This window comes from Enterobacter sp. MALB-1 (assembly GCF_041021625.1).
In the GTDB taxonomy this organism is placed as follows: Bacteria; Pseudomonadota; Gammaproteobacteria; order Enterobacterales; family Enterobacteriaceae; genus Enterobacter; species Enterobacter oligotrophicus.
In genome coordinates this window covers 4,451,543-4,468,229 of sequence record NZ_JBDPJL010000001.1, presented here as the reverse complement: position 1 = coordinate 4,468,229, position 16,687 = coordinate 4,451,543, and the positions used below count along the sequence as shown (strand labels likewise).

15 protein-coding genes are annotated in these 16,687 nt (G+C 54.4%); 8 read left to right on the top strand and 7 right to left on the bottom strand.

Annotation, left to right across the window (positions count from 1 at the left end):
* The 3 genes from ABGB15_RS21365 to asnC form a co-directional block, all read right to left on the bottom strand.
* The coding region (locus ABGB15_RS21365) for an FAD-dependent oxidoreductase (protein ID WP_369064270.1) at positions 1 to 583 on the bottom strand (583 nt) is incomplete at its 3' end.
* A gap of 374 nt (positions 584 to 957) precedes the next feature.
* A complete protein-coding gene (mioC, locus tag ABGB15_RS21360) occupies positions 958 to 1,407 on the bottom strand; it encodes an FMN-binding protein MioC (RefSeq protein ID WP_152082834.1) in 450 nt (149 codons plus the stop codon).
* 90 nt (positions 1,408 to 1,497) lie between these two features.
* Positions 1,498 to 1,956 carry a transcriptional regulator AsnC gene (asnC, locus tag ABGB15_RS21355; RefSeq protein WP_008500198.1) on the bottom strand — a complete coding sequence of 153 codons (459 nt, stop codon included), beginning with the start codon at positions 1,954 to 1,956 and terminating at the stop codon, positions 1,498 to 1,500.
* 151 nt (positions 1,957 to 2,107) lie between these two features.
* Between asnC and asnA the strand changes: the two genes are divergently transcribed.
* Positions 2,108 to 3,100, top strand: coding sequence for an aspartate--ammonia ligase (asnA, locus tag ABGB15_RS21350; protein WP_152082835.1), 993 nt, complete (start codon positions 2,108 to 2,110; stop codon positions 3,098 to 3,100).
* On the opposite strand, the gene viaA is transcribed toward asnA, so the two are convergent.
* Positions 3,101 to 4,552: an ATPase RavA stimulator ViaA gene (viaA, locus tag ABGB15_RS21345; protein WP_152082836.1), complete on the bottom strand. Its 1,452-nt coding sequence runs from the start codon at positions 4,550 to 4,552 to the stop codon at positions 3,101 to 3,103. It lies immediately after the preceding gene.
* Positions 4,546 to 6,042, bottom strand: a complete 1,497-nt coding sequence (gene ravA, locus ABGB15_RS21340) for an ATPase RavA (protein ID WP_215723893.1) — start codon at positions 6,040 to 6,042, stop codon at positions 4,546 to 4,548. The genes viaA and ravA overlap by 7 nt, the downstream gene beginning before the upstream one ends.
* Before the next feature lie 222 nt (positions 6,043 to 6,264).
* Between ravA and kup the strand changes: the two genes are divergently transcribed.
* The 7 genes from kup (at position 6,265) to rbsR (ending at position 14,201) form a co-directional block, all read left to right on the top strand.
* Positions 6,265 to 8,133 carry a low affinity potassium transporter Kup gene (gene kup / locus ABGB15_RS21335; RefSeq protein WP_152082838.1) on the top strand — a complete coding sequence of 623 codons (1,869 nt, stop codon included), beginning with the start codon at positions 6,265 to 6,267 and terminating at the stop codon, positions 8,131 to 8,133.
* Between the two features lie 215 nt (positions 8,134 to 8,348).
* Entirely contained in the window at positions 8,349 to 8,768 is a 420-nt protein-coding gene (gene rbsD / locus ABGB15_RS21330) for a D-ribose pyranase (RefSeq protein WP_152082839.1), read from the top strand.
* Between the two features lie 7 nt (positions 8,769 to 8,775).
* Positions 8,776 to 10,281: a ribose ABC transporter ATP-binding protein RbsA gene (gene rbsA / locus ABGB15_RS21325; RefSeq protein ID WP_152084447.1), complete on the top strand. Its 1,506-nt coding sequence runs from the start codon at positions 8,776 to 8,778 to the stop codon at positions 10,279 to 10,281.
* A gap of 4 nt (positions 10,282 to 10,285) precedes the next feature.
* Positions 10,286 to 11,251, top strand: a complete 966-nt coding sequence (rbsC, locus tag ABGB15_RS21320; RefSeq protein ID WP_006808742.1) for a ribose ABC transporter permease — start codon at positions 10,286 to 10,288, stop codon at positions 11,249 to 11,251.
* Positions 11,252 to 11,278: 27 nt separating this feature from the next.
* The gene (gene rbsB, locus ABGB15_RS21315) at positions 11,279 to 12,169 is read left to right on the top strand and encodes a ribose ABC transporter substrate-binding protein RbsB (protein WP_008503498.1); all 891 of its coding nucleotides are present in this window, start codon (positions 11,279 to 11,281) and stop codon (positions 12,167 to 12,169) included.
* A gap of 106 nt (positions 12,170 to 12,275) precedes the next feature.
* Positions 12,276 to 13,205, top strand: coding sequence for a ribokinase (gene rbsK / locus ABGB15_RS21310; RefSeq protein WP_215723892.1), 930 nt, complete (start codon positions 12,276 to 12,278; stop codon positions 13,203 to 13,205).
* A 3-nt stretch (positions 13,206 to 13,208) separates the two neighbouring features.
* Positions 13,209 to 14,201 carry a ribose operon transcriptional repressor RbsR gene (gene rbsR, locus ABGB15_RS21305; protein WP_152082841.1) on the top strand — a complete coding sequence of 331 codons (993 nt, stop codon included), beginning with the start codon at positions 13,209 to 13,211 and terminating at the stop codon, positions 14,199 to 14,201.
* Here the strand turns inward: rbsR and mdtD are convergent.
* Entirely contained in the window at positions 14,167 to 15,600 is a 1,434-nt protein-coding gene (gene mdtD / locus ABGB15_RS21300) for a multidrug transporter subunit MdtD (protein ID WP_215723891.1), read from the bottom strand. The two genes, rbsR and mdtD, sit on opposite strands and share 35 nt — an antisense overlap.
* A complete protein-coding gene (locus ABGB15_RS21295; RefSeq protein WP_152082843.1) occupies positions 15,597 to 16,304 on the bottom strand; it encodes a FadR/GntR family transcriptional regulator in 708 nt (235 codons plus the stop codon). Before ABGB15_RS21295 ends, mdtD begins: the two co-directional genes overlap by 4 nt.
* Positions 16,305 to 16,687 lie beyond the last annotated feature (383 nt).

Genomic DNA, 16,687 nt, shown 5'->3' with positions numbered 1-16,687 from the left:
TGACGCGCAGCGGCAGTTCACGCAGACGGCGAGACAGCGGAATAGACGGCGGATCGCCTGCACGGCCGCCGCTGTAGTTGTCCAGACCAATATGGATTTTACCGTCCAGGAATGTCCCGACGGTCAGCACCACCGCTTTGGCCCGGAATTTGAGCCCCATCTGGGTCACCACACCGACAACGCGATCGTTCTCAACGATCAGATCTTCAACGGCCTGCTGGAAGATCATCAAATTCGGCTGGTTCTCCAGCGCGGTACGTACAGCCTGGCGGTAAAGCACGCGGTCTGCCTGTGCACGGGTAGCACGAACGGCAGGGCCTTTACTGGCGTTTAGTATCCTAAACTGGATGCCCGCCTGATCGATGGCTTTCGCCATCAGGCCGCCAAGCGCATCCACTTCTTTTACCAGGTGTCCTTTCCCAATGCCGCCAATCGCCGGATTACAGGACATTTGTCCCAGCGTGTCGATATTGTGTGTCAAAAGCAGGGTCTGCTGACCCATTCGCGCTGCGGCCATTGCGGCCTCAGTGCCTGCATGACCCCCGCCAATGATGATGACGTCAAAAGGATCCTGATAAAACATGGTGGTCTGCCTCGCGTAAAGCGGTATGAAAATGGATTGAAGCCTGGGCCGTGGATTCTACTCAACTTTAGTCTTTCGAGAAAGCATTGGGATCCTGGGCTATTAAAAAGAAGATCTTTTTATTTAGAGATCTGTTCTATTGTGATCTCTTATTAGGATCGCAACTCTTTGTGGATAAGTCCGATCTCGCAAAGAAGATCATGCGGTTAGAAAGGATCGTTTGCTGTGAATGATCGGTGATCCTGGACCGTATAAGCTGGGATCAGATCGCGACTTTATGCACAGGCCAAAAACACCAGCAGAGTTATTCGTTGGATAACTACGGGTTAATACGAGCTTTTAAGCGTAGTTATCCACATCTGTTTGCGTGATCTTTAATCGTTTTTGAGTAAATTTTTCCATTCACCCAGCCAGATCTCCGCCGGATCTTCCGGAATATCATGATCGAGGATGTTGATCTTCAGCGTTTCACCCAACTGTTTTGCCCCACAAGAGGTCACAGCGGCTTCGACTTTCTCTATTGCACCGCAGAAAGTGTCATATTCACGGCTACCGATACCGACTGCACCAAACCGGACATTTGACAGGTCGGGCTGTTGTTCCAGTAGTTCGTCATATAAAGGTTGCAGGTTATCCGGCAGATCGCCCGCACCGTGCGTGGAGGTGATCAGCAGCCAGACCCCGTCAGTCGGGAGATCTTCAAGTAACGGGCCGTGCAGCGTTTCTGTTGAGAAACCTGCATCTTCCAGCTTCTCAGCCAGATGTTCCGCTACATATTCCGCACCGCCCAGGGTGCTGCCGCTGATAAGAGTAATGTCCGCCATTGATCGCTCGCTCATAGAAAGAGGCGGCCATTGTACGCTGTGAACGAGCTGGGATCTACCTGTGGAAAATGTGGGAATGAATTTGCCCGATCACGGGCGGATGGTCCGCATGATCGGGTTTTGCAGGGAGATCAGGGTCTCGGTGGACTGAATTTCATCGATTGTTTGGATCTTGTTGATAAGTACCTGCTGGAGGGCGTCGATGGATCGGCACATCACCTTTATAAAGATGCTGTAGTGCCCGGTGGTGTAATACGCCTCCGTGACTTCATCCAGCGCGTTCAGTTTTGCCAGGGCTGAAGGATAGTCTTTGGCGCTTTTAAGAATAATGCCAATGAAGCAGCAGACGTCGTAACCGAGTTGCTTAGGGCTAACGTCAATACGCGCGCCCGTAATGATCCCCGCCTGTTTCATCTTCTCTACGCGAACGTGAATCGTCCCCGGACTGACGCCAAACTGTTTAGCCAGTTCGGCATAGGCGGTGCGCGCATTGGCCATTAAGGCCTCCAGGATGCCGCGATCCAGATTGTCGATCTGATAATTTTCCATAGGTTTTTCTTATGAAGATTGATGAATCTCTCTATTCTAGCGCCTTATTTTAACGAATCAAAAGTGAAGGTGGCTTTTTGTTGTTTGAATATTGAATTCAAGGCCATTTCTGTTGCTTAATCAATACCAACAGGACGCAGGAGTATAAATAATGAAAACCGCTTACATCGCAAAACAACGCCAGATTAGTTTCGTTAAATCCCATTTTTCTCGCCAGCTGGAAGAAAAACTTGGCCTGATTGAAGTCCAGGCACCGATTCTCAGCCGCGTGGGGGACGGGACGCAGGATAACTTATCCGGATGCGAAAAAGCGGTACAGGTGAAAGTGAAAACACTGCCAGACGCTCAGTTCGAAGTGGTTCATTCACTGGCGAAGTGGAAGCGTCAAACCCTGGGACAACACGACTTCAGCGCGGGCGAAGGGCTTTACACGCACATGAAAGCCCTTCGCCCCGATGAAGACCGCCTGACGCCCATTCACTCTGTCTACGTTGACCAGTGGGACTGGGAGCGCGTGATGGGGGATGGCGAGCGCCATATCGGTACGCTGAAATCGACGGTTGAGGCGATCTACGCCGGGATCAAAGCCACCGAAGCGGCCGTGAGCAAAGAGTTTGGTCTGGCACCGTTCCTGCCGGATACGATCCACTTTGTCCACAGCCAGGAATTGCTGAGCCGCTTCCCAGAACTGGATGCTAAAGGCCGTGAACGGGCGATCGCCAAAGAGCTGGGCGCGGTGTTCCTGATTGGGATCGGCGGTAAATTGTCTGACGGTAAACGTCATGACGTTCGCGCACCGGATTATGATGACTGGAGCACTACCGGCGAGAGCGAATTTGCCGGCCTGAACGGTGATATCCTGGTCTGGAACCCGGTTCTGGAAGATGCGTTCGAGCTTTCTTCCATGGGTATCCGCGTGGATGCTGACGCGCTGAAGCGCCAGCTGGCAGTGACCGGCGATGAAGATCGTCTCCAGCTGGAGTGGCACCAGGCGCTGCTGCGCGGGGAAATGCCGCAGACTATCGGTGGCGGTATCGGCCAGTCCCGTCTGACCATGCTGCTGCTGCAGCTGTCTCATATTGGTCAGGTGCAGTGCGGCGTGTGGCCGCAGCAGGTTCGTGAAAGCGTAGGTTCTCTTCTTTAATTAACGCCGCCAGCGTCTGAGCAGGCGGCTACGCAACCCGGTATCGAAGCGCCAGATATGATCGAAGATGCGCATGATGCCGGGTTTTCCATGTGCAGACATCGCCACAGCATGGAAACGGTGCTGATGCACTCGCTGTAACTCCTTCACCTTATTTACCACGTCATCCGGCAATCGCTGGGCAATAAAATCGGAAATCACCACCGCGTCGGCGTCATACCAGTCTCCGCCCTGCATACGCTCAACGATGCTGCGAAAACAGCTGGCCAGATCGGTGCCACCCCGAAAACGCTGGCTTAAAAAGCGGATCGCCTGCTCGATACCCTGCTGGTTGGTCAGTTCGTAGCCCACCACTTCACTTGAGAACAGCATGATGAAGCAGCGACGACGATCGGCAAGCGCCACCCGCATCAGCGCCAGGCAGAACGCTTTCGCACACTGCTCGTTAAACCCACCCATTGAGCCGGACGTATCCACGCAAACAATAAAGGGACCACGCGGCTGTTCATCAAAATCCTGATGGACGACAGGGCGCTGGCTTAACTTTTCGCGCCAGGCTTCGCCATGTAGCCGATAGGTCAGAAGCTGCTTTTCCACCAGCCTGCGGTAGAACTCATATTCCAGCTCGGTCATCCCCAGCGTGCTTAGCTCCGTGGGCAGCAGGCGCAATATGTCATCGCTTTGCTGGAGTCCATCAACCTGCTCCGGCACGGTAGCCGGTTCACGCACCAGCGTGCGGAAGGTTTCCATCGGCGCATCTTTCTTTGGGACGGATTTTGCCTCCCGTGAACGGCCGAGCTGTTCCGCGAGCTTCATTAGCTCCGGCTGCTGGGTCAGAAAATCGCCGTATTTAACGATCAGCTGATAGTCTCCACGCCGCAGCTGACCAGCGCTCATATCCCAGAGACGTCCGGCGGCGTTTTCATTTTCCACCAGCACCTGTTCCAGTTGGCCGCTCAGCGTCATGCGTTCCTGAACTTCACTGAGCAGTTGTTCGCGTTCTTCATCCAGTAACTGCTGGTTGAGCGTGGTGGCTTGTACGACGAGGCTGAGCCGCCAGCGCTGTAAAAACAGGGTATGCAGCGCGGGCGTAAAGGTGGCGTTATCCGTGACCAGCGCGCGGGCCTGGCTGGCAAAGGGAGAGTGAACTTTGTCGAGCAGCGTCAGCGTTTGCGGTAGCTGGACGATAAATTGTGGTGTCGAAAGCCGCTGGCATTGCTGATAGCTGGCAACCTCCTCCGTCAATTCCGGCGGGACTTCGGTCTCTTTAAAACGCTGCCGCAAATTATCGCGCCAGCGCGGGAGATCGTCGGTCATCGCCTTTTTGAGCTTTGGGAATTTTTCAAAGAATGCCGCCAGTTGCGGTGAGGCCAGCAGAGTGATGACCACCTCTTCGATCAACCCCTCTTCACTGACCGCCAGCATGACGTTGAGCGTGTCCAGCGTTAGCATTGTCGCGCCTGTTTGATCTGCGCGCTGACATCCTGCAGGCTGGCTTCGATACGACCTAACCAGTCGCTATGAATAAAGAGGCATTTTTGCTGTTCGCTGAAGCGCGTGTGCTGCTGGTGCCACTCGGTATCAAGCGCCTCCAGTTGCTGTTTGATCTCTTCCGGCACGCTGTCTGAGGCGGTGCCCGGCAGCGCAAGACGCGATCCCTGCAGGCTGACATCACGGATCACCAGATGCTGGCTGCTGTCGACTTCCATCGTCAACGGCTGCGCAAAACCGATGCCGTTGAGCTTGCCGCGGATTTCTCCGCCTTTATCCAGCCACTGTGCCAAGGCGATGCGTTCAATCGTCACGTGCACTACCTGCATGTCATGAAGTTTAAGCGGCTGCTGAAGCAGAAGCGTGAGCGAGACGTCAGTCAGTTCGGCGGGCAATTCGTAATGCGGTTTACGGGCGAACATACCGCCAAGACGGTTCACTTTCAGCGCCGTTTTGTCACTTTGTTGCTGCTGGAGTTGAATGCGCCGTTGGGCAATCGCGCCCAGCTGATTGAGCATCGACTGCTGCCCCCAGGCGTGCCCGGTCATCAATATTTCAAGCTGCTGCTGCATCAGGTTCATGCCTTCAGCATCGTGCCAGAGGCAGTCTTTCAACAGGATCAGATCAATCGGTGCTACGGCATCACGGCCACTGAACAGCGCGCTCGCCTGCAGCAGGCGGATCGCTTTTTTCCAGCGACGGTCAGAGACGTAGGGGGCGGAAGGTAAGAGATCAAGCTGCTGGCGCAGCATGAAGATTAGCTCAAAGACAGCGTCAGGCAGCTTGATTTTACCGATATCCTGCTGCCACTGGTGGTACTCCTCATCTGTCACCTGAAGTGAGGCTGACACCGGGTTTTCATTTTCATCCTGCTGACTTACCAGCATGGAGCGAAAGTTCGATTTGTCCTGCACTTTGTCCAGCCACAGGCGAATCAACATACGGTCATACAGCGCTTCAAGGCTGCTGTCGGCTTCCGGCAGTTCGTTTGAGGCGGCCACCAGCAGGCGCATCGGGATTTTCTCTTCGCTGGCACCATTGCGGAACCGACGTTCGTTAATCGCGGTGAGCAGGGTGTTCAGGATAGCGGGGCCAGCTTTCCAGATCTCATCAAGAAAGACAATTTCTGCTTCAGGAAGATACCCTGTCGTTAAACGCTCATAGCGCCCCTCATCTTTTAATGCCTGAATGGAGAGCGGGCCGAAAACCTCTTCGGGGGTGGAGAACCGGGTCATCAGATATTCGAAGGCGCGCGCGTTTTGAAAGGCAAATTTCAGCCTGCGGGCAATCAGGCTTTTGGCAATGCCCGGCGGCCCCAGCAGAAACACGCTTTCGCCACTCAACGCTGCCAGTAAACAGAGACGAATGGCGTGGCTACGCTCGTACAGGCCTTTTTCCAGTGCGCTGCTGAGGCGGGAAATTCTTTCTGCTAATAAATGTGAGTGAGCCATAATAGTTTTGCATCCTTTCGCCGTCGTGGCGGCCAATTGAAGCGAGTATAGACGTTTCAGTCAGGGCTGGTAATAGACTGAAGTGCGGCGCTATTTTCTTTGCGCTACATTAACGCGGTTGCATTTAGGGGTACGATTTTGCATTGAATCGTGCATACTGTGCGCTTTTTGTGGGCCAAGGGACTAAGCACACATTTGTTATTTAAACGAAAAGACTAGTCTATGAGCACTGATAATAAGCAATCATTACCCGCAATAACACTTGCGGCGATCGGGGTTGTCTACGGTGATATCGGCACCAGCCCGCTTTATACGCTTCGTGAATGTCTGTCCGGTCAGTTTGGCTTTGGTGTTGAACGTGACGCCGTGTTCGGTTTCCTGTCACTCATTTTCTGGCTACTGATCCTGGTGGTTTCTGTTAAATATCTCTCCTTCGTGATGCGCGCGGATAACGCGGGCGAAGGCGGTATTCTGACGCTGATGTCCCTTGCCGGACGCAATACCTCCGCCCGAATGACATCGGTGCTGGTCATCATCGGTCTGATTGGCGGTAGCTTCTTCTATGGAGAGGTAGTTATTACCCCGGCAATTTCGGTGATGTCTGCAATTGAGGGGCTGGAGATCATCGCGCCGCAGCTCGATACATGGGTTGTCCCGCTTGCCATTATTGTGCTGACGCTGCTGTTTGCTATTCAAAAGCACGGCACCGGGCTGGTGGGTAAACTGTTTGCGCCAATTATGCTGGCGTGGTTCCTGATCCTGGCGGCACTGGGCTTACGCAGCATTATCGCTAACCCGGATGTCCTGCATGCGCTGAACCCGATGTGGGCCGTTCACTTCTTCCTTGAATATAAAGTGGTGTCGTTTGTGGCGCTGGGCGCGGTGGTGCTTTCTATTACCGGTGTTGAAGCGCTGTATGCCGACATGGGGCATTTCGGGAAACTGCCTATCCGCGTGGCGTGGTTTACCGTCGTGCTGCCGTCACTGGTACTGAACTACTTTGGTCAGGGCGCGCTGTTGCTTAAACACCCTGAAGCGATTAAAAACCCGTTCTTCCTGCTGGCACCGGACTGGGCGCTGGTACCGATGCTGATCCTCGCGACGCTGGCGACGGTTATCGCATCTCAGGCGGTGATTTCCGGTGTGTTCTCGCTGACGCGCCAGGCTGTCCGTCTGGGGTATCTCTCTCCAATGCGCATTATCCACACCTCAGAAATGGAATCCGGCCAGATCTACATTCCGTTTATTAACTGGCTGCTCTACTTTGCTGTGGTGATCGTTATCGTTAGCTTTGAGCACTCCAGTAACCTGGCGGCGGCCTACGGTATCGCTGTGACCGGTACGATGGTGCTGACGTCGATTCTCTCCACCACGGTGGCGTACCGTAACTGGCACTGGAACAAATTCCTCGTGGGGCTGATTTTGGTTGGCTTCCTGTGTATCGACGTGCCGCTGTTCTCCGCAAACCTGGATAAGATTGTCTCCGGTGGCTGGTTGCCGCTGACGCTCGGCCTGGTGATGTTCATTGTGATGACCACGTGGAAGAGCGAGCGTTTCCGTCTGCTGCGCCGTATGCACGAGCACGGTAATTCTCTGGAGGCGATGATCGCGTCGCTGGAAAAATCCCCGCCGGTGCGCGTACCGGGTACGGCGGTGTATATGTCCCGTGCGCTGAATGTGATCCCTTTTGCACTGATGCATAACCTCAAGCACAACAAAGTGTTGCACGAGCGGGTGATCCTCCTGACGTTGCGTACCGAAGATGCGCCGTATGTTCACAATGTACGCCGAGTGCAGATCGAGCAACTGTCGCCAACCTTCTGGCGCGTGGTGGCAAGCTACGGCTGGCGCGAAACGCCGAACGTGGAAGAGGTGTTCCACCGCTGCGGTCTGGAAGGGTTGAGCTGTCGCATGATGGAAACATCCTTCTTTATGTCACACGAATCGCTGATTATCGGAAAACGTCCGTGGTATCTGCGCCTGCGCGGCAAGCTGTACCTGATTCTGCAGCGTAACGCCCTGCGTGCGCCTGACCAGTTTGAGATCCCGCCTAACCGTGTGATTGAGCTGGGGACGCAGGTCGAGATTTAAGTCCTCATGAAATGCCGGGTGGCGCTGCGCTTACCCGGCCTACCAGACCCGTAGGCCCGCGCAAGCGTAGCGCCGCCGGGGAATTTTCCTCTATTACATTTCACTTAGCGAAACGTTTCGACGTCGATCACAATTCCGTTACGTCATGGTGGTTTTCTGAACACTCTTGCGTCTACACTCTTTTTAGCGAAACGTTTCGCTAGTGGAGCAAGAAAATGAAGAAAGGCACGGTACTCAACTCAGAAATCTCATCGGTTATTTCCCGTCTTGGGCATACCGATACGCTGGTGGTTTGCGATGCAGGCTTACCGGTTCCGCGCAGCACTACCCGTATTGATATGGCATTAACGCAGGGTGTTCCTTCGTTTATGCAGGTACTGGATGTAGTGACCGCGGAGATGCAGGTTGAGACGGCCATTCTCGCGACGGAAATCAAACAACATAATCCGCAACTCCACGAAACGTTGCTCAGCCACATTGAGCAACTGCAGCAACACCAGGGAAACACCATAGAAATTCGTTACACAACGCACGAGCAGTTCAAACAACAAACCGCAGACAGTCAGGCGGTGATTCGCAGCGGGGAGTGTTCCCCGTATGCGAATATCATTCTCTGTGCTGGCGTCACCTTCTGAGGCCATCATGGACGCATTACTGCAACTCAAAGGGATCGATAAATCGTTCCCTGGCGTAAAAGCCCTCTCCGGCGCAGCGCTGAACGTATACGCCGGACGCGTCATGGCGCTGGTCGGCGAAAACGGCGCTGGTAAATCCACCATGATGAAAGTGTTGACCGGTATCTATCAACGCGATGCCGGTTCGCTCGTCTGGTTGGGTAAAGAGACCACCTTCAACGGCCCGAAATCCTCTCAGGAAGCGGGTATCGGCATTATCCACCAGGAGCTGAACCTTATCCCGCAGCTCACTATTGCCGAGAACATCTTCCTCGGCCGCGAGTTCGTGAACCGGTTTGGCAAAATCGACTGGAAAACGATGTATGCCGAAGCGGACAAACTGCTGGCGAAGCTGAACCTGCGCTTTAAGAGTGACCGCCTGGTGGGCGATCTCTCCATTGGCGATCAGCAAATGGTGGAAATCGCGAAGGTGCTGAGCTTTGAGTCGAAAGTCATCATCATGGATGAACCGACAGACGCCCTGACCGATACCGAAACCGAATCCCTGTTCCGCGTTATCCGCGAGCTGAAATCGCAGGGACGCGGAATTGTTTATATCTCTCACCGCATGAAAGAGATTTTCGAGATCTGCGATGACGTCACCGTCTTCCGCGACGGGCAGTTTATTGCCGAGCGCGAAGTGGCAACCCTGACCGAAGATACGCTTATCGAAATGATGGTGGGACGTAAGCTCGAAGATCAGTATCCGCGTCTGGACAAAGCGCCGGGTGAGATCCGCCTGAAGGTGGATAACCTCTGCGGTCCGGGCGTGAACGACGTGACCTTTACTCTGCGTCAGGGCGAGATCCTGGGCGTCGCGGGCCTGATGGGTGCGGGCCGTACCGAACTGATGAAAGTGCTCTACGGCGCACTGCCGCGCACCAGCGGTTACGTCACCCTTGACGGCCATGAAGTGGTCACTCGCTCTCCGCAGGATGGTCTGGCAAACGGCATTGTTTATATCTCTGAAGACCGCAAACGCGATGGCCTGGTGCTGGGCATGTCGGTGAAAGAGAACATGTCCCTGACCGCGCTGCGCTATTTCAGCCGCAGCGGCGGCGGTCTGAAACACAAAGATGAGCAGCAGGCCGTCAGCGATTTTATCCGCCTCTTTAACGTCAAAACCCCGTCGATGGAGCAGGCGATTGGCCTGTTGTCTGGCGGTAATCAGCAGAAAGTGGCGATTGCGCGTGGTTTGATGACGCGCCCGAAAGTGCTGATCCTCGACGAGCCAACCCGCGGCGTGGACGTAGGCGCGAAGAAAGAGATCTATCAGTTGATTAACCAGTTCAAGGCCGACGGTCTGAGCATCATTCTGGTCTCTTCCGAGATGCCAGAAGTGTTAGGCATGAGCGATCGTATTATCGTCATGCATGAAGGGCATCTCGGCGGTGAATTCACTCGCGAGCAGGCCACCCAGGAAGTTCTGATGGCTGCCGCTGTGGGCAAGCTAAATCGCGTGAATCAGGAGTAAGAAGATGACTACCCAGGCTGTTTCTGGTCGCCGTTATTTCACAAAAGCATGGCTGATGGAACAAAAATCGCTGATCGCCCTGCTGGTGCTGATCGCGATTGTGTCGACCATGAGCCCGAACTTTTTCACCGTTAATAATCTGTTCAACATTCTGCAGCAGACGTCTGTGAACGCCATTATGGCGGTCGGGATGACGCTGGTGATTTTGACGTCGGGTATCGATCTGTCCGTCGGTTCCCTGCTGGCGCTCACCGGTGCGATAGCGGCTTCCATTGTCGGGATTGAAGTCAACGCGCTGGTGGCCGTTGCTGCTGCCCTGGCGGCAGGCGCGGCGATTGGTGCTGTGACCGGCGTGATTGTGGCGAAAGGCCGCGTTCAGGCGTTTATCGCGACGCTGGTGATGATGCTGCTGCTGCGCGGTGTGACGATGGTTTATACCAATGGTAGCCCGGTCAATACTGGCTTTACCGATAACGCGGATCTGTTTGGCTGGTTTGGTATCGGACGCCCGCTGGGTGTGCCGACGCCGGTCTGGATCATGGCTATCGTCTTCCTGGCGGCGTGGTACATGCTGCACCACACTCGTCTTGGCCGTTATATCTATGCGCTGGGCGGTAACGAAGCGGCAACGCGTCTGTCCGGTATTAGCGTCAACAAAGTTAAAATTATCGTTTACTCCCTGTGCGGCCTGCTGGCGTCTCTGGCGGGCATCATCGAAGTGGCGCGCCTCTCTTCTGCGCAGCCGACGGCGGGTACAGGGTACGAGCTGGATGCCATTGCGGCAGTCGTTCTGGGCGGTACGAGTCTTGCGGGCGGTAAAGGTCGCATTGTTGGGACATTGATCGGCGCACTGATCCTTGGTTTCCTGAATAATGGTTTGAATTTATTAGGTGTTTCCTCCTATTACCAGATGATCGTTAAAGCAGTGGTGATTTTGCTGGCGGTACTGGTAGACAACAAAAAACAGTAACTGACGACACTACAGGACATCTTAGATATGAACATGAAAAAACTGGCTACCCTGGTTTCTGCTGTCGCGCTGAGCGCAACCGTGAGTGCTAACGCAATGGCGAAAGACACCATCGCGCTGGTGGTCTCTACCCTGAACAACCCGTTCTTCGTCTCCCTGAAGGATGGCGCGCAGAAAGAAGCGGACAAGCTGGGTTACAACCTGGTGGTGCTGGATTCCCAGAACAACCCGGCGAAAGAGCTGGCTAACGTTCAGGACTTAACCGTTCGTGGCACCAAAATTCTGCTGATCAACCCAACCGATTCTGACGCCGTGGGTAACGCCGTGAAGATGGCAAACCAGGCGAAGATCCCGGTCATCACGCTGGACCGTCAGGCCACTAAAGGCGACGTTGTTAGCCACATCGCGTCTGATAACGTGCTGGGCGGCAAAATTGCGGGTGATTACATCGCCAAGAAAGCAGGTGAAGGTGCAAAGGTTATCGAACTGCAGGGCATTGCCGGGACTTCCGCAGCGCGTGAGCGTGGCGAAGGCTTCCAGCAGGCCGTTGCTGCGCATAAATTTAACGTGCTGGCGAGCCAGCCGGCAGACTTCGACCGTACTAAAGGTCTGAACGTGATGCAGAACCTGCTGACCGCGCATCCTGACGTGCAGGCCGTGTTCGCACAGAACGACGAAATGGCGCTGGGTGCACTGCGCGCGCTGCAAACTGCAGGTAAATCTGATGTGATGGTTGTCGGATTTGACGGCACGCCGGATGGTGAAAAAGCGGTAAATGATGGCAAACTGGCTGCGACCATCGCTCAGCTGCCTGAGCAGATTGGCGCGACTGGCGTTGAAACTGCCGATAAAGTGCTGAAGGGCGAAAAAGTTCAGGCCAAATATCCGGTTGACCTGAAACTGGTTATCAAGCAGTAAAAGGCGATTCAGGCAGTCGCTGGCTGCCTGAGGGACACCAATAAAGAAAAGTGTGGCATACGCCACCGGGTAACACCGGTGGCGCTCTCAGACGGACACCCCAACCATGAAAACCGCAGGCAACCTCGTCGTCCTTGGCAGTATCAATGCCGATCACATTCTTAACCTTGAAACGTTCCCGACGCCGGGCGAAACCGTCACGGGTAATCAGTACCAGGTGGCATTTGGCGGTAAGGGCGCAAACCAGGCCGTCGCCGCCGGGCGCAGTGGCGCGAATATCGCGTTTATCGCTTGTACGGGCGATGACGATACCGGTGAGCGCGTGCGCAAGCAGCTGGTCAGCGACAACATCGATATTGCGCCAGTGAGCGTGGTCGAAGGGGAATCCACCGGCGTGGCGCTGATTTTCGTCAATGCGGAAGGTGAGAATGTCATCGGTATTCATGCGGGCGCTAACGCCGCGCTGACGACAGAACGTGTCGAAGCCCAACGAGAGATTATTGCGGGCGCAGAAGCACTGCTAATGCAGCTGGAATCGCCCGTGGAAAGCGTGCTGGCTGCGGCCAAAATTGCGCATGAAAATCATACCACTGTCGTACTTAATCCCGCGCCTGCCCGTGTATTATCAGACGAGCTGCTGGCGCTGGTAGATATCATTACCCCCAACGAAACCGAAGCGGAAAAGTTAACGGGTATTCGCGTTGAAAATGACGACGATGCTGCCCGTGCGGCAAAAGCATTGCATGATAAAGGTATCGGGACGGTGATCATCACGCTTGGCAGCCGCGGCGTGTGGGCAAGCGTAAATGGTGAAGGCCGTCGTGTGCCGGGCTTTAAGGTGAAAGCCATTGATACCATCGCGGCGGGAGATACCTTTAACGGTGCGCTGGTGACGGCGCTGCTGGAAGGCGAGAGAATGGAGGATGCCATTCGCTTTGCACATGCTGCTGCAGCGATAGCGGTAACGCGCAAAGGGGCACAGCCTTCCGTTCCGTGGCGCAACGAGATTGATGAATTTTTAAGTCAGCAGGGGTAACGCTTGGCTACGATGAAAGATGTCGCCCGCATGGCGGGCGTTTCTACTTCGACGGTCTCCCACGTTATTAATAACGATCGCTTCGTTAGCGAGGCGATTCGGGAGAAAGTCGAAGCCGCAGTAAAAGATCTCAACTATGCGCCATCGGCGCTGGCGCGCAGCCTGAAGCTCAACCAGACGCGCACCATCGGCATGCTGATCACGGCCAGTACCAACCCTTTTTATTCTGAACTTGTGCGCGGTGTGGAGCGTAGCTGCTTCGAGCGTGGCTACAGCCTGGTGCTGTGTAATACCGAAGGTGATGAGCAGCGTATGAACCGTAATCTGGAGACGCTGATGCAAAAACGCGTCGACGGGTTATTGCTGCTGTGTACCGAAACGCATCAACCCTCGAAAGAGATTATCCAGCGCTACCCTTCTATTCCCACGGTCATGATGGACTGGGCACCGTTCGACGGTACCAGCGATCTGATTCAGGATAACTCACTGCTGGGCGGCGATATGGCAACGCAGTATTTGCTCGATAAAGGTTATACCCGCATCGCCTGTATTACCGGCCCGCTGGATAAAACCCCGGCGCGCTTGCGTCTGGAAGGGTATCTCTCCGCAATGGAGCGGGCAGGGCTTGCCATTCCTGATGGTTATCGGATCACCGGCGATTTTGAATTTAATGGTGGTTTTGAAGCGATGCAGAAACTGCTGACGCAAGAGCCGCGCCCGCAGGCGGTCTTTATTGGCAACGATGCGATGGCATTTGGTGCTTATCAGGCGTTGTATCAGGCGGGGCTGCGCGTTCCGGACGATATGGCGGTGATTGGTTATGATGATATCGAACTGGCGCGCTATATGACGCCGCCGCTGACGACCATTCATCAGCCGAAAGATGAACTGGGTGAGCTGGCCATTGATGTCTTGATCCACCGTATGGCGCAGCCCACGCTGCAACAACAACGCCTGCAGCTTACTCCTGTTCTGATGGAACGGGGTTCGGTTTAGCCTTTGCTTTATGGCGCTCTTTAATCAGGTTCCGGCCATCTTTCGGTTTTAACAACATAAAGACCAGCGCCGACACCACGGTAAGTGCGCCCATGGTGATAAAGGTATAGTGGAACTGCTCGACGGTGTTCGCGCTATCAAAACCTTCATAAAACCGCAGCACTGCGGCACTCACGGCAACACCCAGGCTTATCGACAACTGTTGCGTGACAGCCAGTACGCTGTTGCCGCTGCTGGCGTTTTCGTCGGTCAGATCCGCAAGCGTGATGGTGTTCATTGACGTGAACTGCGTCGACATCGCCATTCCCAGCACAAACAGCGGCAGGATCAGCATCCAGACCGGTAACGCGGCGGACTGCAGCGAGAACTGCGCAATCATCAGCCCGATAAAGATCGTTACGCCAACCAGCGTTTTACGGTAGCCAAACCAGCGTAGCACCTGCGTGACGGTCGATTTTGCCAGAATCGAGCCCATCGCCGTGGGTGCCATCATGCAGCCCGCAATCAGCGCCGGATAGCCAAAACCCACCTGTAACATTAATGGCATCAGGAAAGGGACGCAGCCCGTCCCCAGACGTGAGGCAATATTGCCTGCGATACCGACCGAGAAGGTACGGGTATTAAAGAGGGACAGAGAAATAAGTGGTGTCGGGTGGCGACGCGCATGACGTATATAAAGAAGAAACAGCAGAATACCAGCGAGAATGACGGACAGTGCAAGCCACGTCGCCACAATTTTCTCACCGAACAGCTCCATCCCGCTGGAGAACAGCACCAGACTCAGGCCAAACAGGAAAAAGCCGCCCATGTCGAAGCTGCGTCGTGGCGTGGTGAAGTTCGGCATATATTTTCGGGCATAAACCAGGCCCGCCACACCAATCGGAATATTAATCAGGAAGATCCAGTGCCAGCTCGCCCAGGTGACCAGCACACCGCCGAGCACTGGGCCGAGTATCGGGCCGACCAGCCCCGGCATCGTGACAAAATTAAGAACGGGAAGGAGCTCGCTGCGCGGGTAGGCGCGCAATAATGCCAGACGTGCTACTGGCATCATCATTGCCCCGCCAATTCCCTGAAGTACGCGGAAGATGACCAGCTCCGTTAAGGATGTGGACAGCGCACAGGCCAGCGAACCGAGCGTAAAGAGCGTGACCGCCAGCATAAACACTTTGCGTGTGCCAAAACGATCGGCCAGCCAGCCGCTTACCGGAATGAGCATGGCAACCGTCAGGGTGTAGCTGATGATGGCGGATTGCATCGCCAGCGGGGAGCGGTTAAGGCTTTGCGCTATTGCAGGAAGGGCGGTATTAAGGATGGTGGCATCCAGTGCCTGCATAAAAAACGCCATGGCTGCAATCCACGGCAGTCCCGCCATGCTGCGCGCTTTTTTCTCTGTCATTTATTTACCTGCTGGTGGGTTGGCGCGGCCAGTAGTGCCTGGCATGCACTCAGGGCTCGCTGCCCGTCGCTCTCCTGAATGGCATCTACAATCGCCTGATGCAGATCCAGCTTCACCACTTCATTTTGGGTAATAGAAGTAAAGTAGGTGTGGTACACCGAATGGAATAAAGAGGCAAAGGATGTCAGGAACGGATTTGCGCTCATCATATAGATATGTTCATGCCAGGCCATATCCACCTCAATCCAGCGTTCGCGGTTGAAGTGTTTTTTCAGGAACACCATCTCTTCCATTAAAGTGTTGAGCTGTGCTTTTTGTTCTGCTGTCCCGAGCGTAGCGGCAAGAAGACACGCCTGAGGTTCAAGGCTGCTGCGCATCACCAGGAAATGATCGACGACCTGATGGAAATTATCTTCGGTCATCCACCAGGAGAGAAGCTCCTGATCGAGGAAGTTCCAGTTGCTCTGAGGCATCACACGTGTGCCAATGCGTGGACGCGGCAGTACCATTCCTTTTGCCGTTAAGGTTTTCACCGCTTCGCGAACGGCGGTACGGCTTACGCCAAACTGATCGCCCAGTTCCATTTCACCCGGCAGGATGCTACCTGGGGCATATTTACCCACTAAGATCAGCTGAGCCAGCTTCTCTGCCAGCACATATGATAAGTTTTTTTGTGCTGCCAGCTGTTGTGCGCTTAAGGGCATTGCTCTGATTCCTTAATTGTTCATGCGGGTAAGTATGCCATCTGGAGTGTGCTTGTGGTTGCAGATACATCAAATAGAACAATTTGTAGCTTGATTTCATCTCTTCTGGTGAAAAAAAACACGGACGGAAATTTTTTTTAAATTTCCTCTTGTCACATCGGAATAACTCCCTATAATGCGCCTCCACTGACACGGAACAACGGCACACACGCCGCCGGGTTAGCAGGGAAATGCGAAATAAACGCTTGACTCTGAAGCGGGAAAGCGTAATATGCACACCCCGCGCCGCTGCGAAAGCGAAGCGGCACTGTTCTTTAACAATTTATCAGACAATCTGTGTGGGCACTCAAAGTGACATGGATTCTTAATGTCTTCGGACAATA

Coding starts and splice junctions, on each gene's coding strand:
- viaA (WP_152082836.1), bottom strand. CDS start 4,552: ATGCTAACGCTGGACACGCTCAACGTCATGCTGGCGGTCAGTGAAGAG.
- rbsB (WP_008503498.1), top strand. CDS start 11,279: ATGAACATGAAAAAACTGGCTACCCTGGTTTCTGCTGTCGCGCTGAGC.
- rbsA (WP_152084447.1), top strand. CDS start 8,776: ATGGACGCATTACTGCAACTCAAAGGGATCGATAAATCGTTCCCTGGC.
- ravA (WP_215723893.1), bottom strand. CDS start 6,042: ATGGCTCACTCACATTTATTAGCAGAAAGAATTTCCCGCCTCAGCAGC.
- mioC (WP_152082834.1), bottom strand. CDS start 1,407: ATGGCGGACATTACTCTTATCAGCGGCAGCACCCTGGGCGGTGCGGAA.
- asnA (WP_152082835.1), top strand. CDS start 2,108: ATGAAAACCGCTTACATCGCAAAACAACGCCAGATTAGTTTCGTTAAA.
- rbsD (WP_152082839.1), top strand. CDS start 8,349: ATGAAGAAAGGCACGGTACTCAACTCAGAAATCTCATCGGTTATTTCC.
- rbsC (WP_006808742.1), top strand. CDS start 10,286: ATGACTACCCAGGCTGTTTCTGGTCGCCGTTATTTCACAAAAGCATGG.
- rbsK (WP_215723892.1), top strand. CDS start 12,276: ATGAAAACCGCAGGCAACCTCGTCGTCCTTGGCAGTATCAATGCCGAT.
- asnC (WP_008500198.1), bottom strand. CDS start 1,956: ATGGAAAATTATCAGATCGACAATCTGGATCGCGGCATCCTGGAGGCC.
- mdtD (WP_215723891.1), bottom strand. CDS start 15,600: ATGACAGAGAAAAAAGCGCGCAGCATGGCGGGACTGCCGTGGATTGCA.
- ABGB15_RS21295 (WP_152082843.1), bottom strand. CDS start 16,304: ATGCCCTTAAGCGCACAACAGCTGGCAGCACAAAAAAACTTATCATAT.
- kup (WP_152082838.1), top strand. CDS start 6,265: ATGAGCACTGATAATAAGCAATCATTACCCGCAATAACACTTGCGGCG.